Origin of the sequence: Mycolicibacter longobardus (genome assembly GCF_002102265.1) — a bacterium.
Lineage (GTDB): Bacteria > Actinomycetota > Actinomycetes > Mycobacteriales > Mycobacteriaceae > Mycobacterium > Mycobacterium longobardum.
Window position 1 is genome coordinate 1 of record NZ_LQPG01000024.1, and the last position, 23,496, is coordinate 23,496.

Genomic DNA, 23,496 nt, shown 5'->3' on the forward strand with positions numbered 1-23,496 from the left:
AGAGCCAGGCACCAGGTGAGAAGAACCCAACCACCGCAACGCGGCACCGTCGACAGTGACACTGAGTGTTTGCACACGACACGCCGCATTTAGGTGTGCAACTGCGCACGATCGCGAGCTATCGCGAACCCCCGTGCTCCGGCATGCTGACAGGTGCCGCGCATCACCAAGCCGGAACCTCGAGGGGGTCGACTCGATGCACAAATCCGATACCTACGACGTCGTCGTACTAGGAGCCGGACCGGTTGGTGAGAACGTCGCCGACCGCGTCCGCGCCGCGGGACTGACCGTGGCGATCGTCGAACGCGAACTCATCGGCGGCGAATGCTCCTACTGGGCCTGCGTACCCAGCAAGGCCCTGCTGCGGCCGGTGCTCGCCGTCGACGACGCTCGCCGGGTCGCCGGCGCACGCCAGGCCGTCGGCTCCGCGATCGACACCGTCGAGGTACTCGCGCGCCGCAACCACTACGTGGGCGACTGGGACGACACCGGACAGGCGGACTGGCTCAACGGGATCGGTGCGACGCTGACGCGCGGACACGGACGCCTCGACGGACCGCGACGGGTGGTGGTCACCACGCCCGGCGGCGACGCCGTGGCGCTGACCGCCCGGCAAGCGGTCGTGGTCTGCACCGGAACCCGCGCGGTGATGCCGGACCTGCCCGGCATCGCCGAGGCCCGTCCGTGGACCAATCGCGAAGCCACCGAAGCCACATCGGTGCCCGGCCGTATCGCCGTTGTCGGAGCCGGCGGGGTGGGCGTCGAAATGGCCACCGCCTGGCAGGGTTTGGGCGCCGCGGTGACGCTGCTGGTGCGCGGATCGGGGTTGCTGCCGCGGATGGAGCCCTTCGTCGGCGAATACGTCGCCCTCGGGCTGGCCGATGCGGGCGTCGATGTGCGAACGGGTGTTTCGGTCGCCCGGCTGAGGCGACCCCAAGCCGACGGTCCGGTGCGTCTGGAATTGACCGACGGCAGCGAGCTCGAGGTCGACGAGATCTTGTTCGCGACCGGCCGCGCGCCCCGCACCGACGATATTGGCCTGGAAACCGTGCGGCTGACCCCCGGCGACTGGCTGGAAGTCGATGACACCTGCCGGGTGCGGGCCGTCGATGACGGGTGGCTCTACGCCTGCGGCGACGCCAACCACCGAGCGCTGCTGACCCATGAGGGCAAATACCAGGCGCGCATTGCCGGCGATGCGATCGGCGCCCGCGCGGCCGGTAAGACGTTGGACACCGCGCCCTGGGGTGTGCACGCCGCCACCGCCGACCACCACGCCGTGCCCCAGGTCTTCTTCACCGACCCCGAGGCCGCTTCGGTCGGGCTCTCCGCCGACCAGGCGCAGCAGGCCGGACATCGGGTACGGGTGGTGGACGTGGAGATCGGCGACGCCGTGATGGGGGCCAGGCTGCACGCCGACGGCTACCGGGGGCGGGCGCGCATGGTGGTCGACGCCGACGAGCAGTACCTACTTGGTGTCACGTTCGTAGGCCCGGGCGTGGCCGAGTTGCTGCACTCGGCCACCATCGCGGTTGCCGGTCGGGTCCCCATCAGCCGGCTCTGGCATGCCGTACCGTGCTTCCCGACGATCAGTGAAGTGTGGTTGCGGCTTTTGGAGGCCTTCCGCGACTCTGCATCGGCCTGAACAGGTCGGATATCGTCAGTCACCATCGGCGAGCGTGCACGGTTGTACGCGACACGCCGCCGGACGCCGGACAACACGCACACTCGCGACAAAGGGCCGGCGTAATTAATTTGCGTCAAACCGCATAATCATGCAGAATCGGTCGGTGACCAAAGCGATCAAGGTGGCGGTGGCCGGCGCCAGCGGCTATGCCGGCGGGGAGATCCTGCGGCTGCTGCTCGGGCATCCCGCGTATGCCGACGGCCGGCTGAGCATCGGCGCACTCACGGCGGCCGGCAATGCCGGCAGCACCCTGGGCGAGCAACATCCGCATCTGGTGCCACTGGCCGACCGGGTGCTCGAACCTACCGAACCCGCCGTCCTCGCGGGGCACGACGTGGTGTTTCTCGGGCTGCCGCACGGACATTCGGCAGTGCTGGCCGAACAACTCGGGGACGACACGCTGGTGGTCGACTGCGGCGCCGACTTCCGGCTGGGCGACCCGACGGACTGGGAACGCTTCTACGGCTCGGCGCACGCCGGCACCTGGCCCTACGGGCTGCCGGAGCTGCCCGGCGGGCGGGACAAGCTCAAGGACGCTCGGAGGGTCGCGGTACCGGGCTGCTACCCGACCGCGGCGCTGCTGGCGCTCTTTCCGGCCGTCGCCGCCGGACTGGTCGAGCCGGACGTCACGGTGGTCGCGGTCAGCGGCACTTCCGGTGCCGGCAAGGCCGCCAAGGTCGACCTGCTCGGCTCGGAGGTGATCGGCTCGGCGCGTGCCTACAACATCGGCGGCGCCCACCGGCATACTCCGGAGATCAGCCAGGGGCTGCGGGCCGTGACCCACCGCGACGTCAGCGTCGCGTTCATTCCGGTGCTGATCCCGACCTCCCGCGGAATCCTGGCCACCTGCACCGCGAAGACCACCGCGTCGCTGTCCGAACTGCGCGCCGCCTACGAAAAGGCCTACCACGCCGAGCCGTTCGTGCATCTGCTGCCCGAGGGCCAGTTGCCCAAGACCGGATCGGTGATCGGCAGCAACGCCGCCCATCTGGCGGTCGCCGTCGATGAGGACGCCTCGACGTTCATCGCGATCGCCGCGATCGACAACCTGGTCAAAGGCACCGGCGGTGCCGCGGTGCAGGCGATGAACCTGGCCCTGGGCTGGCCGGAATCAGAAGGACTCTCGACGGTCGGAGTGGCGCCGTGACTGCGACACGGCTGCTGCGTGAGCAGGGCGTCACCGCGCCGGAGGGCTTCCGGGCCGCCGGGATCGCCGCCGGTATCAAGGCTTCCGGCGCACCGGACCTGGCGCTGGTGTTCAACGAGGGACCCGACTATGCCGCCGCCGGCGTGTTCACCAGCAACCAGGTCAAGGCCGCGCCGGTGCAGTGGAGTCAGCAGGTGCTCAAGACCGGCCGGCTGCGGGCGGTGATCCTCAATTCCGGTGGCGCCAACGCCTGCACCGGTCCGGGCGGCTTCCAGGACACCCACACCACGGCCGAGGCCGTTGCCGCGGCATTGTCGCAGTGGGGCACCGAGACCGGCGCGATCGAAGTCGCGGTCTGCTCGACCGGGCTGATCGGCGACCGGCTGCCGATGGACAAGTTGCTGCCCGGTGTCACCGAGGTGGTGCAGGAGATGGCCGGCGGACTGGTCGGCGGAGACGAAGCCGCCCGCGCGATCATGACCACCGACACCGTGCCCAAACAGGTTGCGCTGCACCACAAGGACAACTGGACCCTGGGCGGAATGGCCAAGGGCGCCGGCATGCTGGCGCCGTCGCTGGCCACCATGCTGGTGGTGCTCACCACCGACGCCAAGGTCGACGCGGCGGCGCTGGACACCGCGTTGCGCCGGGCCGCCAAACTCACGTTCGACCGCCTCGACATCGACGGCAGCTGCTCCACCAACGACACGGTGCTGCTGCTGGCCTCGGGTGCCAGCGAGATCACGCCCAGTCAGGATGATCTGGACGCCGCGGTGCTGGCGGCCTGCGACGACCTGTGCGCTCAGTTGCAGGCCGACGCCGAGGGCGTCACCAAACGGGTCACGATCACCGTCACCGGCGCCGGCAGCGACGACGACGCGCTGCTCGCCGCCCGGATCGTCGCCCGCGACAGCCTGGTCAAGACCGCGCTGTTCGGCTCCGACCCCAACTGGGGACGGGTGCTGGCCGCCACCGGGATGGTGCCGTTCACCATCGACCCGGATCGGATCACGGTGTCCTTCAACGGTTCACCGGTCTTCAGCGACGGCATGCCGGTGCCGGGCGCCCGCGAGGTCGATCTGTCCGGAGCCGACATCCACGTGACAGTGGAACTCAACCAGGGCGGCGGGCGCGCCATGGTGCGCACCACCGACCTGTCACACGCCTACGTCGAAGAGAACTCCGCGTATAGCTCATGAGTGAACTGACCACACACGTCAAAGCCCAGGTACTGGCCGAAGCCCTGCCGTGGCTCAAGCAGCTGCACGCCAAAATCGTCGTCGTCAAGTACGGCGGAAACGCCATGACCGACGACACCCTCAAGCACGCGTTCGCCGCCGACATGGCGTTCCTGCGCAACTGCGGCATCCACCCCGTGGTGGTGCACGGCGGTGGCCCGCAGATCAGCGCCATGCTCAAACGCCTTGGCATCGAAGGTGACTTCAAGGGCGGATTCCGGGTCACCACACCGGAAGTGCTCGACGTGGCGCGCATGGTGCTGTTCGGACAGGTGGGCCGCGAGCTGGTCGGGCTGATCAACGCCCACGGGCCGTATGCGGTCGGCATCACCGGGGAGGACGCGGCGCTGTTCACCGCAGTGCGCCGCAGCGTCACCGTCGACGGGGTCGCCACCGACATCGGTCTGGTCGGAGACGTCGATCAGGTCAACACCGCCGCGGTGCTGGACCTGATTGCCGCAGGACGGATTCCGGTGGTGTCCACCCTGGCGCCAGACCCCGACGGTGTGGTGCACAACATCAACGCCGACACGGCCGCGGCCGCACTGGCCGAAGCGCTGCAGGCCGAGAAGCTGCTGATGCTCACCGACGTCGACGGTCTCTACACCGACTGGCCGAACACCGATTCGCTGGTCAGCGAGATCGACACCGCCACGCTGGAGCAACTGCTGCCGAAGCTGGAATCGGGCATGATTCCGAAAGTCGAAGCCTGCCTGCGCGCGGTTCGCGGTGGAGTGCCCAGTGCCCACATCATCGACGGCCGGGTCGAACACTGTGTGCTGGTGGAGCTGTTCACCGACGCCGGCACCGGAACCAAGGTGGTGAACTCGTGACTCTCCAAGGCCGCTGGCAAGCGGTGATGATGAATAACTACGGCACCCCGCCGCTGGCGCTGGTCAGCGGCGACGGCGCGGTGGTCACCGACGAAACCGGCAAGAGCTATGTCGATCTGCTCGGCGGCATCGCGGTCAACGTGCTCGGTCACCGGCATCCGGCGGTGATCGAGGCCGTCACCACCCAGCTGAACACCTTGGGCCACACCTCGAACCTGTACGCGACCGAGCCGGGCATCGCGTTGGCCGAGGGCCTGGTCGACCATCTCGGTGCCCCGGCGCGGGTCTTCTTCTGCAACTCCGGAACCGAGGCCAACGAAGTCGCCTTCAAAATGACCCGCCTCACCGGCAAGACGAAGATCGTTGCCGCACAAGGGGCATTCCACGGCCGGACCATGGGTTCACTGGCCCTGACCGGTCAGCCCGACAAGCAGGCACCCTTCCAGCCGCTGCCCGGCGACGTCACCCACGTGCCCTACGGGGACACCAAAGCGTTGGCCGACGCGGTCGATTCGGCCACCGCCGCGGTCTTCCTGGAGCCGATCATGGGGGAGGGCGGCGTGGTGGTGCCGCCCGCCGGCTACCTGGCCGAAGCCCGCGGCATCACCGCCGCCCACGGCGCACTGCTGGTGCTCGACGAAGTGCAGACCGGGGTCGGGCGCACCGGTGCCTTCTACGCCCACCAGCACGACGGCATCACCCCGGACATCATCACGCTGGCCAAGGGACTCGGCGGCGGCCTGCCGATCGGGGCCTGCCTGGCCGTCGGTGCCGCCGGTGACCTGTTGACTCCGGGCAGCCACGGCAGCACCTTCGGCGGCAACCCGGTGTGCACCGCGGCCGCGCTGGCCGTGCTCAAGACGCTGGCCGACGGCGACCTGATCGCCCGGGCCGGGACGCTCGGCAAGACGCTGAGCCACGGCATCGAGGAACTGCACCATCCGCTGGTCGACCACGTGCGCGGCAAGGGTCTGCTGCAGGGCGTGGTGCTGGCCGCGCCCCAGGCCAAGGCCGTGGAACTGGCGGCGCGCGACGCGGGCTTCCTGGTCAACGCCGCGGCGCCGGGCGTGGTCCGGTTGGCGCCGCCGCTGATCATCACCGACGAACAGATCGGCAGTTTCCTCACCGCGCTGCCGGCGGTACTCGACACGGCGCAGGAGGCGACGCATGCTTAGGCACTTTCTGCGCGACGACGACATCACCCCGGCCGAGCAGGCCGAAATCCTCTCCCTGGCAGCGGAACTGAAAGCTGAGCCGTTCAGCCACCGGCCGCTGGAGGGCCCCCGCGGGGTCGCGGTGATCTTCGACAAGAACTCCACCCGCACCCGGTTCTCCTTCGAGATCGGCATCGCACAGCTGGGTGGGCACGCCGTCGTCGTCGACGGCCGCTCCACCCAGCTGGGCCGCGACGAAACCCTGGAAGACACCGGACAGGTGCTCTCGCGCTACGTCGACGCCATCGTCTGGCGCACCTTCGCCCAGGACCGGCTGACCGCGATGGCCAGCACCGCCACGGTGCCGATCGTCAACGCGCTCTCCGACGAGTTCCACCCCTGCCAGGTGCTGGCCGATCTGCAGACCATCGCCGAGCGCAAGGGCGCCCTGAAGGGTTTGAGATTGACCTACCTCGGTGACGGCGCCAACAACATGGCGCACTCGCTGATGCTCGGCGGCGTTACCGCCGGGCTGCACGTCACCGTCGCCGCACCGGACGGATTCACCCCCGACCCCGCCGTCGTCGCCGCCGCAGAGCAGCGCGCCGCGGACACCGGCGCGTCGGTCACCCTCACCGCCGACCCGATGAAGGCGGCCGCCGGTGCCGACGTGCTGGTCACCGACACCTGGACATCGATGGGCCAGGAGGACGACGGACTGGACCGGGTCGCGCCGTTTCGGCCGTATCAGATCAACGACGAACTCGTCGCCCATGCGGACTCGGAAGTCACGGTGCTGCACTGCCTTCCGGCGCACCGCGGCGACGAGATCACCGACTCGGTGATGGACGGCCCGCACAGCGCGGTGTGGGACGAGGCCGAGAACCGGCTGCACGCGCAGAAGGCGCTGTTGGTGTGGTTGCTGGAACGGTCACGATGAGCCGAGCGGATAGCTCCATCACGCGGGTGGGCCGCCAGGCCCGCATCGTGGAGGTGCTGTCCGCGTCGCCGGTCCGCAGCCAGACCGAGCTGGCTGCGTTGCTGGCCGCCGACGGCATCGAGGTCACTCAGGCCACGTTGTCACGGGATCTCGAGGAGCTGGGCGCGGTGAAGCTGCGCGGCGTCGACGGGGGAGCCGGGGTGTACGTGGTGCCCGAAGACGGCAGCCCGGTGCGCGGGGTCTCCGGCGGCACCGACCGGCTGTGCCGGCTGCTGGGGGAGCTGCTGGTGTCCACCGACGCCACCGGAAACCTCGCCGTGCTGCGCACCCCGCCCGGGGCGGCGGACTACCTGGCCAGCGCCATCGACCGGGCCGCGCTACCGTACGTCGTCGGCACCATCGCCGGGGATGACACCATCTTCGTGGCGGCCCGCGAGCCGATGACCGGCGCCGAGCTCGCCGCCACCCTCATTGACCTGCAGTAGAACACCAGCACAAGCAAGGAGAACTCGATGTCCGAACGCGTCATCCTGGCGTATTCCGGCGGCCTGGACACTTCGGTGGCGATCAGCTGGATCGGCAAGGAGACCGGCCGCGAAGTGGTCGCCGTCGCCATCGACCTCGGCCAGGGCGGCGAGGACATGGAGGTGGTGCGTCAGCGGGCCCTGGACTGCGGTGCGGTGGAAGCCGTCGTGGTCGATGCCCGCAACGAGTTCGCCGACGAGTACTGCCTGCCCACCATCAAGGCCAACGCGCTCTACATGGACCGCTACCCGCTGGTCTCGGCGATCAGCCGGCCGCTGATCGTCAAGCACCTGGTGGAGGCCGCACGCAGCCATGGCGGCACCATCGTCGCGCACGGCTGCACCGGTAAGGGCAACGACCAGGTCCGCTTCGAGGTCGGCTTCGCCTCGCTGGCACCCGAACTCGACGTCATCGCCCCCGTCCGCGACTACGCCTGGACCCGGGAGAAGGCCATCGCGTTCGCCGAGCAGAACGACATCCCGATCAACGTCACCAAGCGCTCGCCGTTCTCCATCGACCAGAACGTGTGGGGCCGCGCGGTGGAAACCGGGTTCCTGGAAGACCTGTGGAACGCCCCGACCAAGGACGTCTACGACTACACCGAGGACCCGACAGTCAACTTCAACGCACCCGACGAGCTGATCATCAGCTTCGACAAGGGCCGCCCGGTGGCGATCGACGGCCGTCCGCTCAGCGTGCTGCAGATCATCCAGGAGCTCAACGCCCGTGCCGGTGCGCAGGGCGTGGGACGGCTCGACGTGGTCGAGGACCGGCTGGTGGGCATCAAGAGCCGCGAGATCTACGAGGCGCCCGGTGCGATGGTGCTGATCACCGCGCATACCGAGCTCGAGCACGTCACCCTGGAACGGGAACTGGGCCGCTACAAGCGCGGCGTGGACCGCAAGTGGGGCGAGCTCACCTACGACGGCCTGTGGTTCAGCCCGCTCAAGCGGTCCCTCGAGGTGTTCGTCGAGGACACCCAGCAGCATGTGTCCGGCGACATCCGGCTGGTGCTGCACGGCGGCAGCATCATCATCAACGGGCGGCGCAGCGCTGAATCTCTTTACGACTTCAACCTGGCCACCTACGACGAGGGCGACACCTTCGACCAGAGCGCCGCGCGCGGCTTCGTCCAGATCCACGGACTGAGCTCGAAGATCTCCGCCCGCCGGGACCTGGGCTGACCGATTCCATTCCCACCGCGAGCAGACGCAGAATCGCACGCAGGCGGTCCTGCGGATGCGATTCTGCGTCTGCTCGCCGTAGAAAGGTGACCCGATGAGCACCAACGAGGGATCGCTGTGGGGTGGGCGGTTCGCCGAAGGCCCGTCCGACGCGCTGGCCGCGCTGAGCAAGTCCACCCACTTCGACTGGGTGCTGGCCCCCTACGACATCGCCGCATCGAAGGCGCATGCGAAGGTGCTCTACGGCGCGGGGCTGCTGAGCACCGAACAGCGTGACGGGTTGCTGGCCGGCCTGGACAGCCTCGGCAGCGATGTCGCAGACGGCAGCTTCGGTCCGCTGGTCACCGACGAGGACGTGCACGGCGCACTGGAACGCGGCCTGATCGACCGGGTGGGCGCGGACCTGGGCGGCCGGCTGCGGGCCGGGAGATCGCGAAACGACCAGGTGGCCACGCTGTTTCGGATGTGGCTGCGCGACGCGGTGCGCCGTATCGCCGCCGGCGTGCTCGACGTCGTCGACGCGCTGGCCCACCAGGCCGCGGCCCACCCCGGCGCCATCATGCCGGGCAAGACGCACCTGCAGTCCGCGCAGCCGGTATTGCTGGCGCACCACCTGCTGGCGCATGCCCACCCGTTGCTGCGCGACGTGGATCGCATCATCGACTTCGACGCCCGCGCCGCGGTGTCACCATACGGATCCGGGGCACTCGCCGGCTCGTCGCTGGGGCTGGACCCGGACGCCATCGCCGCCGAACTCGGCTTCGCCGCCGCCGCGGACAACTCGATCGACGCCACCGCCGCGCGCGACTTCGCCGCCGAGGCCGCCTTCGTGTTCGCGATGATCGGCGTCGACCTGTCTCGGCTGGCTGAAGACATCATCTTGTGGAGTTCAACGGAATTCGGCTACGCCGTCCTCCACGACTCCTGGTCGACCGGCAGTTCGATCATGCCGCAGAAGAAGAACCCCGACATCGCCGAACTCGCCCGCGGCAAGTCCGGCCGCCTGATCGGCAACCTGGCCGGTCTGCTGGCCACGCTGAAGGCCCAGCCGCTGTCCTACAACCGGGACCTGCAGGAGGACAAGGAGCCGGTGTTCGATTCGGCGGCCCAGCTGGAACTGCTGCTGCCGGCTACGGCCGGGCTGGTGGGCACCCTGCGGTTCGACACCGAGCGGATGGCCGCGCTGGCTCCGGCCGGTTACACGCTGGCCACCGACATCGCCGAATGGCTGGTGCGCCAAGGTGTTCCGTTCCGCGTCGCCCACGAGGCAGCGGGTGCGGCGGTCAAGGCCGCCGAGCAGCGCGGTGTCGGCCTGGACGAACTCACCGACGACGAACTGGGCGCGATCAGCCCCGACCTCACCCCACAGGTGCGTGAGGTGCTGACGGTCGAAGGTTCGGTGGCTTCGCGCGATGCCCGCGGGGGGACGGCGCCGGTGCGCGTGACCGATCAGCTGGACGGCCTTGCCGAACAAGTCGCGCGGCAGCGCCGGTGGCTCGATCAGCGGTAATAGGACATCAGGTTCTCGGCGAGTTCGTCGAACAGATTCTGGTTCAGCCGGAAGGCCAGCTTGACCTCGTCGACCACCCGCTCGACTTCGTCGGGGGCCAGGCCCAGTTCGTCGAGACGGGCCCGGTAGGCGTCCTTGTACGGTTTCGGGCGCATCGGGAATTGGTAGAACGACAGGCCGGCGCCGTCGAGCTCGAAAGTCCGATCCAGCACGCGCCCGATCGCCTGGCCGCCGGAGAGATCCCCGAGGTAGCGCGTGTAGTGGTGGGCCAGCAGGGCGCTGCCGGAAGCGGCGGCAATCCGGTCGCAGTACGCCCGGGCGGCGGCGGAATCGACCGCCGGGGCGGCGCCGCCCGCCCAGAATTCCAGGTCCGCCTCGATGGCCGGCAGGCGTTCCAGCGAGGGGTCGTAAACCGAGGCGACCAGGGCGTCGTCACGGTGCGACCGCACCGCGGCCTCCAGTGCCGCGTAGACCATCCGTAGCCGCGACAGGTAGTCGGCGTAGCCCTGTTCGTTGAGCTTGCCGTCCATCAGTTCCTGTACGAACAGTGATCGTTCGGCAGCGTCGTGTGCCGCCTGCGATCCAACGCGCATCGCGGTGGACAGCGATCGGGCGGCATCGGGGTCAACCGTGGCCTTCAGCGGCATTCTGTAATCCGTTTCCTTCGTCACGGGCGCTGTCGCCGGTCCAGCTTCCCGGCATCATCGGGGTGGTGGCTCCGTTGCCGAATGCATCTTCCGCCAGCGTAGTGAGTCCAGCCGGGTCCGCCAGCCCGGACTTCGCCGTAGTGCCGGTCGATCCGATCGCACCGCTGCCCGAGGCACTGACCATGGTCGGTTCCTCCGGGTGCGGCGGAGCGGAGGTGTCGTCCACGGTGATGAATTCGTAGCGATGGCCACGCGCCTTGACCGCAGCGCTGCGGCGCTTGCGTGCCCTCTTATCGGCGGTGGCCAGGGCAGCAGCGCCCGCTGGTTTGCGCGCACCACTCGAGGCCCCTGCGGCCTGTGCGGCCCGGTGCCGCATCGACGGGCCGAAGCCGACGCCGGGACCTCCGCCGGACACCGCGTAGTAGAGGCCGACGGGGCTCGCAGCTTGCGGCGGGGCGGGGGCCGGTGGTGCCGGAACGGCGGGGGTGCTCGTCGGCGACGAAGCCGGGGGCGTGGACGCGGCGGCCGACGGGGCGGTCGGCATCATGACCGCGGCCGGGTGGTCCTGCCCGGGGGGACTGACCACGCTGGGTGCGTCAACGGCGGGGACCTCGGCCATCGCGGCGAGCCCGGACAATCCCAAAGCGATCGGGATGGCCGCCGATGCCGCCGGTCCCATCATCGCCGCGTAGATCGGTGTCCCCATCGCGCCGAAGGTCGCTCCGTACGCGAACAGGTAGAACAACGGTTGCCAGGTGGCTATCGCCGCCGATGGGTTGGTCGCAAAGTCGACGACGACCTGATACAGCGTGCCGAGCGGATCGGCCAGCACCTGTTTGAGCATCTTGTACATGGCGCTGAAATGCTCTGAACCGGAAAGCCATTCCTCGATGGGGTCGGTGAAGGCCGCTGGCCCGGCCTCGGCGACACCCGGCGTGAGAACAGGAGGCGCCGGGGTCGTTCGCGGGGTCGACGCCATGGTTGCCGCGGAGGCGGTCTGGTAGATGCTCATGGTCATGGCGGCCTGCAGCCACATCCGCAAGTAGTCGGCTTCGGTGACCGCGATCGGGATCGCGTTGATCCCGAAAAAATTCGTCGCCACCAACACGCCCAGCGTCGCGCGGTTGGCGGCCAGTTCGCCGAGGGTCGGCATCGCGGCCAAGGCTGCGGCGTAGGAGCCGGCCGCTGTCTCCAGCTGGGCCGCTGCGCCGGCGCTGTCGGCGCCGGCCTGCGTCAGCCAGGCCAGATAGGGCGCATGTGCGGCGAGATATCTTGCGGCGCTTTGGCCCTGCCACGATCCGGACTGGACCGATCCCAGAACTGTCGTGAGTTCGGCCGCGGCCGCGGCGTATTCGTTGCTCAGCGCATTCCAGGCGTTCGCAGCGGCCAGCAGTGTCCCGGCACCCGCCCCGGCGCTGAGCAGGCTCGAGTGCACCTCGGGAGGGAAGGCCATCCAGATGGGCGCGGTCATCATCGTCACCGTGGTGGCTGGTTGCTATTCCATTCCGGTGCGACCAGGAGTCCAGAAGGGTTTGGTGCGTATCCGGCGCCGGTCCCAGCCGCGTTCGGTGATCAATATCTTTCGCAGGGTCTGGACGGTGCGGGCTTCCCCGGCGAGGTAGGCGAAGCCGGGATGACAGGGCAGTTCGAGGGCGCGCAGCGCCTCGGCGAGGACGGGGGAGTTCGCCGCTGAGGCCTCGCCGCGCTCGACGCGGGTCAAGGGGCGCGCGAGCGGAAGGTGGTCGGCGGTGGTCGCCGCCTCGATCACGCCGTAGACGTCGGTGTCCGGCTGCAGAGTTCGCAGCATCGCGGCGAAGGCGACCGACGCCGTTTCCTCCCCGGCGAAGAGTTGGTAGGCAGCATCGGGGCGGATCACGAAATTTCCCTGGGGCCGGGTGATATCGACGTGGTCTCCGATGGAAACCGCAGTCGCCCAACGCCTGGCAGGTGTCACGGTGTCCGGGTCGTAGTTGTGGTCGAGCATCACGATGTCGAGCGTTCCGGTGTCGGGGTCCGCGTCGTAGATGGAGTACGACCGCAGGGCGTCGTGTGGGTGCAGCCGCAGCACCGAATCGAGCAGTCCGGCGACCTGCAGGCGTACGTGCTGACCCGGCGTCCAACCCAGGCCACGCAGTCGGGGGCCGCTGAAACGGAGGCGGCGCATCCTCGGTGTCAGCTGTTCGACCTCACTGACGGTCGCGGATAGGAACACCGCGTCTCGTAGGGTGCTGACCAGCGGGAAAGCATCGAGGATCGTTGTCACAGGGATCTCCATCTCATAGAGAATTAGGTATGCCTTACCTAAGTAGACGAGGCTACAGTTGCGCGTCGTGGAGTTCAAGCAAGCCTTGGCCAGGTTGGCGGGAAACGATCTCGCGCTGCGTTAGCGTGGGCGAATCAACGGCCCTGGAGAACGCCCGAACACCCTGATCGCGTGGCGCCTGCTGACGGCGATCGCGGTCTGCGCGCTGCTGTCACAGTGCACCGGCGCGCCGCCGCCGGACGCACCCCCGACATCGGCAGCGGCAGCGTCATCGGCGCCCAACACCCTCCCCGAACCCGCCGCCGTCGCGCGCGTCACGGCCGCCGAACTCGGCGCCACCTGGCACTCGGACTGTCCGGTCACCCCGGCGCAATTGCGACGCGTCACATTGACTCACCTCGGATTCGACGCCCAGCCCCACCGCGGCGAGCTGATCGTGCACCGGGACCTGGTTCCGCAGGTCATCGCCGTATTCGACCGGCTGTACAAGTTGGAATTCCCGATCGAGAAGATGCGGCCGGTCGCCGACTACCGGGGCGGCGACGACGAGCTGTCGATGGAGGACAACAACACATCGGCGTTCAACTGCCGGCGCATCCCGGGCTCCGGAAACTGGGCGCTGCACGCCTACGGCCGCGCCATCGATGTCAACCCGCTGCTGAACCCGTCGATCGACCACGGGGAGTTCGAGCCGCACAACGCCGCGGTCTACACCGACCGCCATCGGATCGAACCGGGCCTGCTGCATGCCGGCGACCCGGCCGTGCACGCCTTCACCGACGCCGGCTGGCGCTGGGGCGGCAACTGGAAGTCGCCGGTGGACTACCAGCACTTCGAGCGGCGCTGAGAGGCTATTCCAGCAGCTCCGACAGCTCCAGCCAGCGGACCTCCTGCTCGGCCACCTCGTCCTCCAGGGCCCGCAACTCCCGGGTCAGCGCCACTACGCCCACGTGATCGGACTGATCGTAGGCGGCAAGTTCGTGATGCTTGGCCTCGATCTGTTCGGCCAGCCGCGCCAGGCGGCGGTCCACCGCGGCCAGGTCCTTCTGGGCGGCGCGCAGGTCCGCTCCCGACAGCGGACCCGGACCGGCCGCGGAGGGGGCCGGCCGTGACACCGGTGCCCGGCGCGCGTCGGCGGCCAGCTGCAGATACTCGTCGACACCGCCCGGCAGGTGCCGCAGCCGTCCGTCCAGGATGGCGTACTGCTGATCGGTGACCCGCTCCAGCAGATAGCGATCGTGGGAGACGACGATCAACGTGCCCGGCCACGAGTCCAGCAGGTCCTCGGTGGCCGTCAGCATGTCGGTGTCGACGTCGTTGGTGGGCTCGTCAAGCACCAGCACGTTCGGCTCGGCCAGCAGGGTGAGCATCAACTGCAGCCGCCTGCGCTGCCCACCGGAGAGCTCACCGACCCGCGCCGACAGCTGCGCGCGGCCGAACCCGAGCCGCTCCAACAGTTGAGCCGGCGTCATCTCCTTGCCGTCGACCTGATAGTCGTTGCGCAACCGGCCCAATACGTCGGCCACCCGATCCCCGGCGAGCGAGGCCAGCTCCTCGGACTGCTGATCCAGCATCCCCAGCCGGACCGTCTTGCCGCGCTTGACCCGCCCGGTGTCCGGCACCACCGTGCCGGCGATCAACCCCAGCAGAGTGGACTTACCGGCGCCGTTGGCGCCGACGATGCCGGTGCGTTCACCGGGACCGATCCGCCATTCGACGTCGCGCAGCACCGGGCGGGCGTCGAAAGAGACCGACACGTCGAGCAGATCGATGACGTCCTTGCCCAGCCGCGCGGTCGCCAGCTTCACCAGCTCGACATCGTTGCGCAGCGGAGGGACGTCGGCGATCAGCGCGTTGGCCGCCTCGATGCGGAACTTCGGCTTGGAAGTGCGGGCCGGCGCACCGCGGCGCAGCCAGGCCAGCTCCTTGCGTAACACGTTCTGCCGCTTGGCCTCACTGGCCGCCGCCATCCGGTCGCGCTCCACCCGCTGCAGCACGTAGGCCGCGTAGCCGCCCTGGAACGGCTCCACGATCCGGTCGTGCACCTCCCAGGTGGTGGTGGCCACCTCGTCGAGAAACCAGCGGTCGTGGGTGACCACCATCAGGCCACCGGTGTTGCGGGCCCAGCGCTGCTGAAGGTGGCGTGCCAGCCAGGTGATCCCTTCCACGTCGAGGTGGTTGGTGGGCTCGTCGAGCCCGATCACGTCCCATTCACCGATCAGCAGCGCCGCCAGCTGCACCCGCCGTCGCTGCCCGCCGGACAGTTCGGAGACGGTTGCGTCCCAGGCGATATCGGAGACCAGTCCGTCGACCACGTCGCGGATCCGCGGGTTGGACGCCCATTCGTGGTCGGCCTGATCGCCGACCAGCGTCGCCCCCAGGGTGCGGTCGGGATCGAGCGTGTCGGCCTGGTCCAGCAACCCGACCCGCAGGCCGCTGCGCCGGGTGACACGGCCGGAATCCGGTGTCATGGCTCCCGCGAGCAGGCGCAGCAGCGACGATTTTCCGTCCCCGTTACGGCCGACGATCCCGATCCGGGCGCCGTCATTCACCCCGAGGGTGACTGAGTCCAACACCACACCGGTGGGGTACTGCAGATGCAGGGCCTCGGCTCCGAGCAGGTGTGCCACCGCCAGAACGCTACTGCCTGCCCATTCTCGGTGGCTGAACGAGCCGGGCCGACCGCGCTGATGTGCCAGAATGTGCACGTCATTGACGATCGGGCGCGAAGTAGGGGAGCAGCGTGGATCTGAATCTGTCGGCCATCACCCGGCCGGTCGAGTGGCTGATGGCCACCGCGCAGAACGGCATGGAGGTGCTGCGCTGGGGCGGCCTGGAGACCGGGGCCGTGCCGTCACCGTTCCAGATCGTCGAGAGCGTCCCGATGTACAAGCTGCGACGCTACTTTCCCCCGGACAACCGGCCCGGCCAGCCGCAACCCGGGCCGCCGGTGCTGCTGGTGCACCCGATGATGATGTCGGCGAACATGTGGGACGTCACCCGTGAAGAGGGCGCAGTCGGCATCCTGCACGAGGCCGGCGTGGATCCCTGGGTGATCGACTTCGGTTCACCCGACGAGGTCGAGGGCGGCATGCGCCGAAATCTCGCCGACCACCTCGTCGGGCTCAGCCAGGCGATCGACACCGTCGCCGAGACGACCGGGCGCGACGTGCACCTGGCGGGCTACTCCCAGGGCGGCATGTTCGCCTATCAGACCGGGGCCTACCGGCATTCGAAGAGCATCGCGAGCATCATCGCGTTCGGCTCCCCGGTGGACACGCTGGCGGCCCTGCCGATGGGACTGCCGCCCAATCTCGCCTCAGGCGTGGCCGGCTTCATGGCCGACCACGTCTTCAATCGGCTGGACATCTCGGGATGGCAGGCGCGCCTGGGCTTCCAGATGATGGACCCGCTCAAGACCGCGAAGGCGCGGATGGACTTCATGCGCCAGCTGCACGACCGCGAGGCGCTGCTGCCGCGCGAGGCCCAGCGACGGTTCCTGCAGTCCGAGGGCTGGATCGCCTGGTCGGGTCCGGCCATCTCGGAACTGCTCAAGCAGTTCATCGCACACAACCGGATGATGACCGGCGGTTTCGCCATCAACGGGCAACTGGTGACGCTGACCGACATCACCTGCCCGGTGCTGGCGTTCGTCGGGGAGGTCGACGACATCGGCCAGCCGGCGGCGGTCCGCGGAATCCGCCGCGCCGCACCCGACGCCAAGGTGTTCGAGTACCTGCTGCGGGCCGGTCACTTCGGCCTGGTGGTCGGCTCCAAAGCCGCCGAGCTGACCTGGCCGACGGTTGCCGGCTGGGTGCTGTGGCAGGAGGGCCTGGGCCCGCAACCCGCGGGGGTCGCGCTGATGTCCGAACAGACCACCGAGGGCGCCAAGGGCGGCGTCGCGATGACGTCGCGGATCGCGCACGGGTTGGGGGAGGCCTCCGGGGTGGCGCTGACGCTGGCGCGCGGTGCCGCCGACGCCGTGGTGGCGGCGCAGAAGTCGGTGCGCACCATGGCCGTCGAGACCGCGCGCACCCTGCCCCGGTTGGCCAGGCTGGGCCAGATCAACGACCACACCCGAATCTCGTTGGGCCGCATCATCGGTGAGCAGGCCGCCGACTCGCCCGACGGCGAATTCCTGCTGTTCGACGGGCGCGTCCACACCTATGAGGCGGTCAACAAGCGCATCGACAACGTCGTGCGCGGCCTGATCGACGTCGGAGTGCGCCAAGGCGTCCACGTCGGTGTGCTGATGGACACCCGGCCCAGCGCCATGGTCGCGATCGCGGCGCTGTCGCGGCTCGGCGCCGTCGCCGTGCTGATGCCGACCGACGGAGACCTGCTCCCGGCGGCTCGCCTCGGCGGCATCTCCGACATCATCGCCGACCCGGCCAACCTGGACCTGGCGCTGGAGGCCGCCCGCGAGCTCGACTGTCAGGTACTGGTGCTCGGCGGTGGTGAGACCCGCGACCTGGATCTGCCCACCGACGTCGACGTCGTCGACATGGAACAGATCGACCCCGACGCCGTCGAACTGCCCGGCTGGTACCGGCCCAACCCCGGATACGCGCGCGACCTGGCGTTCGTCGCCTTCGGCAACGCGGCCGGCGAACTGGTGGCCAAGCAGATCACCAACTTCCGCTGGGCGCTCTCGGCGTTCGGCACCGCCTCGACGGCCGCCCTGGGCCCCAACGACACGGTGTACTGCCTGACCCCGCTGCACCATGAGTCGGGGCTGCTGGTCAGTCTCGGCGGCGCCGTGGTGGGCGGCGCCCGCATCGCGCTGTCGCGCGGCCTCAACCCGGACCGATTCGTCTCCGAGGTGCGCCAGTACGGAGTCAGCGTGGTGTCCTACACCTGGGCGATGCTCGGCGAGGTCATCGACGACCCGAACTTCGTCCTGCAGGGCAACCACCCGGTCCGGCTGTTCATCGGCTCCGGTATGCCCGTCGGCCTGTGGAACCGGGTCACCGAGGCATTCGCACCGGCCCACGTCGTCGAGTTCTTCGCCACCAAGGACGGCCAGGCCGTGCTGGCCAATGTCTCCGGTGCCAAGGTCGGCAGCAAGGGACGCCCGCTGCCCGGCGCGGTGGACGTGGAGTTGGCCGCCTACGACTCCGAACTCGACCTGATCCTGGAAGACGACCGGGGATTCGTGCGGGTTGCCGAGACCGACGAGGTCGGGGTGCTGCTGGCCAAGCCGCGCGGCCCGATCGACCCGTCGGCGTCGGTCAAGCGGGGTGTGTTCGCGCCGGCCGACACCTGGATCTCCACCGAGTTCCTGTTCCGGCGCGACGCCGACGGTGACTACTGGCTGGTCGGCGGGCGCGGGTCCAGCGTTCACACCGAACGGGGGATCGCTTATCCGGTGGTGATCACCGACGCGCTCGGCAACGTCACCGGCGTCGACCTGGCGGTGACGTATCGGGTGCCGACCGAGGGAGCGGAACTTGTCGTGTCCGCGGTGACGGTGCTGCCCGGCGCCACGATCACCGCCGCCGATCTCAGCGAGGCGGTGGCCGCCATGCCCGCCGGGGCCGGGCCGGACATCATCCACGTGGTGCCGAGTCTGCCGCTCAGCGCGGTGTACCGCCCGACGCTGGGTGCGCTGCGCGAGGCCGGTCTGCCCAAGGCCGGGCGCAACTCCTGGTACTACGACGCCGCCAGCCGGCAGTTCAAGCGCCTGACCGCCGCGGTCCGGGCCGAACTGGCGGGCGGTCGCCCGTGATCGACCAGGAGCTGCTGGCCATCCTGGTCTGCCCGGTCGACCGAGGCCCGCTGCTGCTGGTACAGCGTTCCGGCGCGAACGCGTTGTACAACCCGCGCCTGCGTCGCGCCTACCGCATCGACGACGACATCCCGGTGCTGCTGGCCGACGAGGCCGAAGCCGTCGGCGACGACGAGCATCCCCTGCTCATCGCTCAAGCGGGTCCGGCAGATCCCCGGTGAGATAACGCTGCAGGGTCGGGGCGACCATCGCGACGATCTCCTCGCCCGGCAGTGAGGCGATCGGTTCCAGCCCGACGATGTAGCGGGCGACCACGATCCCCATCAACTGGCTCGCGGTGAATTCGGCTCGCAGCACGCCGGATCCGGGCGGATCGTCGATCCGGTGGGCCAGTTCGGGGACCACGACGTCGCGGAAGAACGACCGGGCCAGGGGAACCTCGGTCCCGGTGAGCATGGAACGCAACGCCGCGATCAGGCCGGTGCCGGCCTGCGAATCCCACAGTGGCAGCAGCAGCTCGGGCAGGGTGCGGCCCAGCTCCTCGACCGGGGTCTCCCGCAGCGGCCCCAGCACGGTCATCGGGTCTATCGGCAGTTCGACCGCGGCGGCGAACAGCTGCTGTTTGGTGCCGTAGTAGTGGTGCACCAAAGCGGCATCCACACCGGCTTCGGTCGCCACCGCCCGGATCGAGGTGTTCCCGAAACCGTTGCGGGCGAACAGGTCCCGGGCAACGGTAAGAATCCGGTCTCGGGTGTCGGAGGTTCCGGACGGGCGGCCGGGCCTACGGTTGGCCGTCTCGGGGGACATCACGCTGTCCGTCGCCGCAGTGTCACCGCCGCCAGAGCCAGGGCGGCGACCGCGAATGCCAGCACGATGACGATGTCGCGCACCGCGACACCGGTCAGCTCCGGGTGCGAGCCCACCTGCTGCAGCGCCTCGAGCGCATAGCTGGCCGGCAACGCGTTGCTCACCCACTGCAGCCACTCGGGCATCGTCGAGCGCGGCACGATGATCCCGGCCAGCAGCAGCTGCGGCACCATCACCACGGGGATGAACTGCACGGCCTGAAATTCGGTGCGGGCGAACGCACTGGCCAGCAGCCCCAGACCGACACCGAGCACGGCATTGATGATCGCGATCCCGAACACCCACGCCGGGCTGCCGGCGGTGTCGAACCCCAGGAGCCAGAACGCGACCACGCACGCCAGGCTCGCCTGGGCGGCCGCCGCGATCGAGAACGCTGTCCCGTAGGCCGCGAGCAGGTCCAGCCGGCGCAGCGGTGTGGTCAGAATGCGCTCCAGGGTTCCCGACGCGCGTTCGCGCTGCATGGTGATCGCGGTGATCACGAACATCAGGAACAGCGGGAACAGTCCCAGCAGGATCAGGCACGCGGCATTGAACGGCGACGGCGTGCCCGGCGGATGCGGGACGTTGCCGAACATGAAGTACATCAGCGTGATGACCAGGCTGGGCACCAGCAGGATCATCGCGACGCTGCGGTGATCACCGGCCAGCTGGCGCAGGATCCGCAGCGTGGTGGCCACGAACGGCCGCAGCTGCAGCCGCCCGGTCAGCCGGCCCGGGGCGCGGTGGTGCGCCGGATGATGGACAGGAACGCTTCCTCCATCGACGTACATCCGGTCTCCTCTCGCAGTCGCCTCGGTGTGGTGCGCGCCAGCAGCCAGCCCTGGCGCATGAGCAGCAGATCGCCGCAGTGTTCGGCCTCGTCCATCACGTGGCTGGACACCAGCAGCGTGGTGCCGCGCCGGGCCAGGGCCTGGAACTGTTGCCAGAGCTCGGCGCGCAGCACCGGGTCCAGGCCGATCGTCGGTTCGTCGAGCACCAGCAGGTCCGGCCGGCCGACCAGCGCGCAGGCCAGCGAGACCCGGGCGCGCTGCCCGCCGGACAGGTTGGCGCAGTAGTCGCCGCGGTGCTCTCGCAGATCCACCGCGTCGATGGCGTCGTCGGCGTCCTGGGCGTCGACCCCGGCCAGCGCCGCGAAGTACCGGACGTTGTCGATCACCCGAAGGTCGTCGTAGATGGTCGCCTGTTGGGGCATGTAACCGACCCGGCGCCGAAGTGAGGGCGATCCGGCCGGGCTGCCCAGTACGTCGACCTGACCGCCGGTGATGAGCTGCGTACCCACGATGCAGCGCATCAGGGTGGTCTTTCCGCAGCCGGACGGCCCGAGCAGGCCGGTGATGGTGCCCCGGGTGATCCGGACCGAGAAGTCGTGCAGCACCGGGCGCTTGCCGCGCACCACCCGCAGGTGGTCGATCGCGACGGCCGGGGCGGTACGCGCCTTCGATAATTCATCGCGCGATGAAATCATCATGTGATGAATAATCTGCCCATCGCGACGCTGTGTCAAGGTTCCGGCAGAATCTGCGGCGTGAGTGCTGCCCGGCTTGCGGTGGATCCGCTCGCGGCCGCCCACCTGTTGCTCGGCGCCACCCTGAGCTGCCGCGCGGTGAGCGCGATGATCGTCGAGGTGGAGGCCTACGGCGGGGTGCCGGACGGGCCCTGGCCGGACCGTGCGGCGCACTCCGACCGCGGGCCCACCGGGCGCAACGCGGTGATGTTCGGCCCGCCCGGGCACCTGTACACCTACCGCAGCTACGGCATGCACATCTGCGCCAATGTCGCCTGCGGCCCGGACGGGACGGCCGCCGCGGTGCTGCTGCGCGCGGCGGTGATCGACGGCGGAGAGCAGGTGGCCCGCACCCGCCGCGGGGACGCGGTGCCGGGCGTGGCGTTGGCCCGCGGTCCGGGCAATCTCTGCTCCGCGCTGGGAATCACCATGGCGGACAATGGGATCGACCTGTTCGATGCGCGCAGCCCGGTGCAACTGCGGCTGGGCGAGCCGCTGGCGGGACAAGCCGGACCCCGGGTGGGCGTCAGCCAGGCGGCCGACCGGCCGTGGCGACTGTGGGTGCCCGGGCGCCCCGAGGTGTCGGCCTATCGGCGCAGCCCGCGGGCACCGGCGCCGGGCGCCGGCGACTGATCCGCGAAGATCGACCCATGCCGACGACGATTCTCGACGAGCTGAGCTGGCGCGGGCTGATCGCCCAATCCACCGACCTGGACGCACTGACCGCCGAGGTGTCGCGCGGGCCGATCACGGTCTACGCCGGATTCGACCCCACTGCGCCCAGCCTGCACGCCGGAAACCTGGTGCCGTTGCTGGCCTTGCGCCGCTTCCAGCGGGCCGGGCACCGGCCCATCGTGCTGGCCGGCGGGGCCACCGGGCTGATCGGCGACCCCCGGGAGACCGGCGAACGGTCCCTCAACACCGCCGACACGGTGGCCGAGTGGTCCGAGCGGATCCGCGGGCAGCTGGAGCGCTTCGTCGACTTCGACGACGTTGGGGACAGCCCGACCGGCGCGGTGGTGGTGAACAACCTGGACTGGACCGCGCCGTTGTCGGCGGTGGAGTTCCTGCGCGACGTCGGCAAGCACTTCTCGGTGAATGTGATGCTGGACCGCGACACGATCCGGCGCCGGCTGGATTCCGAGGGCATCTCCTACACCGAATTCAGCTACATGCTGCTGCAGGCCAACGACTACGTGCAGCTGCATCAGCGGTACGGGTGTTCGTTGCAGATCGGCGGCTCCGACCAGTGGGGCAACATCATCGCCGGCGTCCGGTTGGTGCGCCAGAAGCTCGGTGCGACGGTGCATGCGCTGACCGTGCCCCTGGTGACGGCCGCCGACGGCACGAAGTTCGGCAAGTCCACCGGCGGTGGCAGCTTGTGGCTGGATCCGGCGATGACCAGCCCGTACGCCTGGTACCAGTACTTCTTCAACACCGCTGACGCGGACGTGATCCGCTACCTGCGCTGGTTCACCTTCCTGTCCGCCGACGAGCTGGGGCAGCTGGAGGAGGCGACGACCGCCCGCCCGCACGAGCGGGCCGCCCAGCGCGCCTTGGCCCGGGAGTTCACCACGCTGGTGCATGGTGAGGCGGCCACCGAGGCCGTCGAGCTGGCCAGCCAGGCGCTGTTCGGCCGGGGCGAGCTCACCCGGCTGGATGAATCGACCCTGACCGCGGCCCTGCAGGAGACCTCGGTGGCCCAGCTGGCGCCCGGCGCGGCGGACAGCATCGTCGATCTGTTGGTCGCCACCGGCCTGTCGGCAAGTCGTGGCGCAGCCCGGCGCACCATCGGTGAGGGCGGGGTCTCGGTGAACAACGTTCGCGTCGACAGCGAGGAATGGACACCGCGGCCGGAGGACTTTCTGCACGGCCGGTGGCTGGTACTGCGCCGCGGCAAGCGCAACGTGGCCGGAGTCGAGAGGGGCTAGCGGGGTCGAGCACGGGCCGGCGCGCCGCCGCCGGGCCCGGAAGTTGATCTTGAACCGGGTGAAAAACCGCCGCTAGCAGCGGATTTGACTCCCAGTTTCACCTCGCGTAACTTTATCGACGTCGCAGCGACCAGGCCAGACCCGGTCAGCGCGACAAGCCCGCGGAATCGACGAGGTTCACCAAGCGATTTCGGGGGCATCTCATCTGTCCGTACGGCCGACACGCGGCTTTTAGCCGCGGGTTGACTGCGCGTCCGGGTGGGGCGTGTTGTTTGAGAACTCAATAGTGTGTTTGGTGGTTTTTGTTTGTTGTTGTTTTTTGCCATGCCTTCGGCGCC

General features: G+C 69.3%; 21 protein-coding genes. 14 read left to right on the top strand and 7 right to left on the bottom strand.

Annotated features, from left to right (window positions below; genetic code table 11):
- Nucleotides 1–196 precede the first annotated feature (196 nt).
- The 9 genes from AWC16_RS13335 to argH all read left to right on the top strand — a co-directional run bounded on the left by AWC16_RS13335 (nucleotide 197) and on the right by argH (nucleotide 10,218).
- Nucleotides 197–1,645, top strand: a complete 1,449-nt coding sequence (locus AWC16_RS13335) for a dihydrolipoyl dehydrogenase family protein (RefSeq protein WP_085265238.1) — start codon at nucleotides 197–199, stop codon at nucleotides 1,643–1,645.
- Nucleotides 1,646–1,775: 130 nt separating this feature from the next.
- The gene (argC, locus tag AWC16_RS13340; RefSeq protein ID WP_085265239.1) at nucleotides 1,776–2,834 is read left to right on the top strand and encodes an N-acetyl-gamma-glutamyl-phosphate reductase; all 1,059 of its coding nucleotides are present in this window, start codon (nucleotides 1,776–1,778) and stop codon (nucleotides 2,832–2,834) included.
- On the top strand, nucleotides 2,831–4,033 hold the full coding sequence (gene argJ / locus AWC16_RS13345; protein WP_085265240.1) for a bifunctional glutamate N-acetyltransferase/amino-acid acetyltransferase ArgJ: 1,203 nt from the start codon (nucleotides 2,831–2,833) through the stop codon (nucleotides 4,031–4,033). The genes argC and argJ overlap by 4 nt, the downstream gene beginning before the upstream one ends.
- Nucleotides 4,030–4,905 carry an acetylglutamate kinase gene (gene argB / locus AWC16_RS13350; RefSeq protein ID WP_085265241.1) on the top strand — a complete coding sequence of 292 codons (876 nt, stop codon included), beginning with the start codon at nucleotides 4,030–4,032 and terminating at the stop codon, nucleotides 4,903–4,905. The genes argJ and argB overlap by 4 nt, the downstream gene beginning before the upstream one ends.
- Nucleotides 4,902–6,080, top strand: a complete 1,179-nt coding sequence (locus AWC16_RS13355; protein WP_085265242.1) for an acetylornithine transaminase — start codon at nucleotides 4,902–4,904, stop codon at nucleotides 6,078–6,080. The genes argB and AWC16_RS13355 overlap by 4 nt, the downstream gene beginning before the upstream one ends.
- Nucleotides 6,073–6,999 (top strand): ornithine carbamoyltransferase, encoded by a 927-nt coding sequence (argF, locus tag AWC16_RS13360; protein ID WP_085265243.1) that lies wholly within the window; start codon nucleotides 6,073–6,075, stop codon nucleotides 6,997–6,999. The genes AWC16_RS13355 and argF overlap by 8 nt, the downstream gene beginning before the upstream one ends.
- Nucleotides 6,996–7,484 carry an arginine repressor gene (locus AWC16_RS13365; protein WP_085265244.1) on the top strand — a complete coding sequence of 163 codons (489 nt, stop codon included), beginning with the start codon at nucleotides 6,996–6,998 and terminating at the stop codon, nucleotides 7,482–7,484. Before argF ends, AWC16_RS13365 begins: the two co-directional genes overlap by 4 nt.
- 27 nt (nucleotides 7,485–7,511) lie before the next feature.
- Nucleotides 7,512–8,708, top strand: a complete 1,197-nt coding sequence (locus AWC16_RS13370; protein ID WP_085265245.1) for an argininosuccinate synthase — start codon at nucleotides 7,512–7,514, stop codon at nucleotides 8,706–8,708.
- Nucleotides 8,709–8,802: 94 nt separating this feature from the next.
- Nucleotides 8,803–10,218, top strand: a complete 1,416-nt coding sequence (gene argH, locus AWC16_RS13375) for an argininosuccinate lyase (RefSeq protein WP_085265246.1) — start codon at nucleotides 8,803–8,805, stop codon at nucleotides 10,216–10,218.
- Here argH and AWC16_RS13380 read toward each other — a convergent pair.
- The 3 genes from AWC16_RS13380 to AWC16_RS13390 are packed head-to-tail and all read right to left on the bottom strand — an operon-like array spanning nucleotide 10,209 to nucleotide 13,140.
- Nucleotides 10,209–10,865, bottom strand: a complete 657-nt coding sequence (locus AWC16_RS13380) for a biliverdin-producing heme oxygenase (RefSeq protein ID WP_085265247.1) — start codon at nucleotides 10,863–10,865, stop codon at nucleotides 10,209–10,211. The genes argH and AWC16_RS13380 overlap by 10 nt on opposite strands.
- On the bottom strand, nucleotides 10,843–12,336 hold the full coding sequence (locus AWC16_RS13385) for a PPE family protein (RefSeq protein WP_085265256.1): 1,494 nt from the start codon (nucleotides 12,334–12,336) through the stop codon (nucleotides 10,843–10,845). The genes AWC16_RS13380 and AWC16_RS13385 overlap by 23 nt, the downstream gene beginning before the upstream one ends.
- 24 nt (nucleotides 12,337–12,360) lie before the next feature.
- Entirely contained in the window at nucleotides 12,361–13,140 is a 780-nt protein-coding gene (locus tag AWC16_RS13390) for a siderophore-interacting protein (RefSeq protein ID WP_085265248.1), read from the bottom strand.
- Between the two features lie 166 nt (nucleotides 13,141–13,306).
- Here AWC16_RS13390 and AWC16_RS13395 point away from each other — a divergent pair, with 166 nt between their 5' ends.
- Nucleotides 13,307–13,975, top strand: a complete 669-nt coding sequence (locus AWC16_RS13395; RefSeq protein WP_276062794.1) for a M15 family metallopeptidase — start codon at nucleotides 13,307–13,309, stop codon at nucleotides 13,973–13,975.
- 4 nt (nucleotides 13,976–13,979) lie between these two features.
- Here the strand turns inward: AWC16_RS13395 and AWC16_RS13400 are convergent, their stop codons facing one another.
- On the bottom strand, nucleotides 13,980–15,758 hold the full coding sequence (locus AWC16_RS13400; RefSeq protein WP_085265250.1) for an ABC-F family ATP-binding cassette domain-containing protein: 1,779 nt from the start codon (nucleotides 15,756–15,758) through the stop codon (nucleotides 13,980–13,982).
- A 158-nt stretch (nucleotides 15,759–15,916) separates the two neighbouring features.
- Between AWC16_RS13400 and AWC16_RS13405 the strand changes: the two genes are divergently transcribed.
- Together AWC16_RS13405 and AWC16_RS13410 are read left to right on the top strand one after the other, a co-directional pair.
- Nucleotides 15,917–18,856: an acyl-CoA synthetase gene (locus AWC16_RS13405; protein WP_234812263.1), complete on the top strand. Its 2,940-nt coding sequence runs from the start codon at nucleotides 15,917–15,919 to the stop codon at nucleotides 18,854–18,856.
- Nucleotides 18,853–19,077 carry a Trm112 family protein gene (locus AWC16_RS13410; RefSeq protein ID WP_085265252.1) on the top strand — a complete coding sequence of 75 codons (225 nt, stop codon included), beginning with the start codon at nucleotides 18,853–18,855 and terminating at the stop codon, nucleotides 19,075–19,077. Before AWC16_RS13405 ends, AWC16_RS13410 begins: the two co-directional genes overlap by 4 nt.
- Here the strand turns inward: AWC16_RS13410 and AWC16_RS13415 are convergent.
- Genes AWC16_RS13415 through AWC16_RS13425 form a run of 3 tightly spaced genes read right to left on the bottom strand, consistent with a single transcriptional unit; the run spans nucleotide 19,043 to nucleotide 21,191 of the window.
- Nucleotides 19,043–19,663 (bottom strand): TetR/AcrR family transcriptional regulator, encoded by a 621-nt coding sequence (locus tag AWC16_RS13415; protein ID WP_085265253.1) that lies wholly within the window; start codon nucleotides 19,661–19,663, stop codon nucleotides 19,043–19,045. The two genes, AWC16_RS13410 and AWC16_RS13415, sit on opposite strands and share 35 nt — an antisense overlap.
- Nucleotides 19,663–20,493 carry an ABC transporter permease gene (locus AWC16_RS13420; RefSeq protein ID WP_085265254.1) on the bottom strand — a complete coding sequence of 277 codons (831 nt, stop codon included), beginning with the start codon at nucleotides 20,491–20,493 and terminating at the stop codon, nucleotides 19,663–19,665. Before AWC16_RS13420 ends, AWC16_RS13415 begins: the two co-directional genes overlap by 1 nt.
- The gene (locus AWC16_RS13425) at nucleotides 20,427–21,191 is read right to left on the bottom strand and encodes an ABC transporter ATP-binding protein (RefSeq protein WP_085265255.1); all 765 of its coding nucleotides are present in this window, start codon (nucleotides 21,189–21,191) and stop codon (nucleotides 20,427–20,429) included. Before AWC16_RS13425 ends, AWC16_RS13420 begins: the two co-directional genes overlap by 67 nt.
- 57 nt (nucleotides 21,192–21,248) lie before the next feature.
- On the opposite strand from AWC16_RS13425, the gene AWC16_RS13430 reads away from it, so the two are divergent.
- Complete coding sequence (locus AWC16_RS13430) at nucleotides 21,249–21,860, top strand: DNA-3-methyladenine glycosylase (RefSeq protein WP_109561404.1); 612 nt, start codon at nucleotides 21,249–21,251, stop codon at nucleotides 21,858–21,860.
- A 17-nt stretch (nucleotides 21,861–21,877) separates the two neighbouring features.
- On the top strand, nucleotides 21,878–23,158 hold the full coding sequence (tyrS, locus tag AWC16_RS13435) for a tyrosine--tRNA ligase (protein ID WP_085265258.1): 1,281 nt from the start codon (nucleotides 21,878–21,880) through the stop codon (nucleotides 23,156–23,158).
- The last annotated feature ends 338 nt before the right edge of the window (nucleotides 23,159–23,496 follow it).

Excerpts from the sequence above, each read along its gene's own strand:
- AWC16_RS13335 (WP_085265238.1), top strand. The coding sequence starts at position 197 with ATGCACAAATCCGATACCTACGACGTCGTCGTACTAGGAGCCGGACCG.
- argF (WP_085265243.1), top strand. The coding sequence starts at position 6,073 with ATGCTTAGGCACTTTCTGCGCGACGACGACATCACCCCGGCCGAGCAG.
- AWC16_RS13405 (WP_234812263.1), top strand. The coding sequence starts at position 15,917 with ATGGCCACCGCGCAGAACGGCATGGAGGTGCTGCGCTGGGGCGGCCTG.
- argB (WP_085265241.1), top strand. The coding sequence starts at position 4,030 with ATGAGTGAACTGACCACACACGTCAAAGCCCAGGTACTGGCCGAAGCC.
- argC (WP_085265239.1), top strand. The coding sequence starts at position 1,776 with ATGCAGAATCGGTCGGTGACCAAAGCGATCAAGGTGGCGGTGGCCGGC.
- AWC16_RS13385 (WP_085265256.1), bottom strand. The coding sequence starts at position 12,336 with ATGACCGCGCCCATCTGGATGGCCTTCCCTCCCGAGGTGCACTCGAGC.
- AWC16_RS13365 (WP_085265244.1), top strand. The coding sequence starts at position 6,996 with ATGAGCCGAGCGGATAGCTCCATCACGCGGGTGGGCCGCCAGGCCCGC.
- argH (WP_085265246.1), top strand. The coding sequence starts at position 8,803 with ATGAGCACCAACGAGGGATCGCTGTGGGGTGGGCGGTTCGCCGAAGGC.
- AWC16_RS13390 (WP_085265248.1), bottom strand. The coding sequence starts at position 13,140 with ATGGAGATCCCTGTGACAACGATCCTCGATGCTTTCCCGCTGGTCAGC.
- AWC16_RS13425 (WP_085265255.1), bottom strand. The coding sequence starts at position 21,191 with ATGATGATTTCATCGCGCGATGAATTATCGAAGGCGCGTACCGCCCCG.
- tyrS (WP_085265258.1), top strand. The coding sequence starts at position 21,878 with ATGCCGACGACGATTCTCGACGAGCTGAGCTGGCGCGGGCTGATCGCC.
- AWC16_RS13370 (WP_085265245.1), top strand. The coding sequence starts at position 7,512 with ATGTCCGAACGCGTCATCCTGGCGTATTCCGGCGGCCTGGACACTTCG.
- AWC16_RS13415 (WP_085265253.1), bottom strand. The coding sequence starts at position 19,663 with ATGTCCCCCGAGACGGCCAACCGTAGGCCCGGCCGCCCGTCCGGAACC.
- AWC16_RS13380 (WP_085265247.1), bottom strand. The coding sequence starts at position 10,865 with ATGCCGCTGAAGGCCACGGTTGACCCCGATGCCGCCCGATCGCTGTCC.
- AWC16_RS13420 (WP_085265254.1), bottom strand. The coding sequence starts at position 20,493 with ATGTACGTCGATGGAGGAAGCGTTCCTGTCCATCATCCGGCGCACCAC.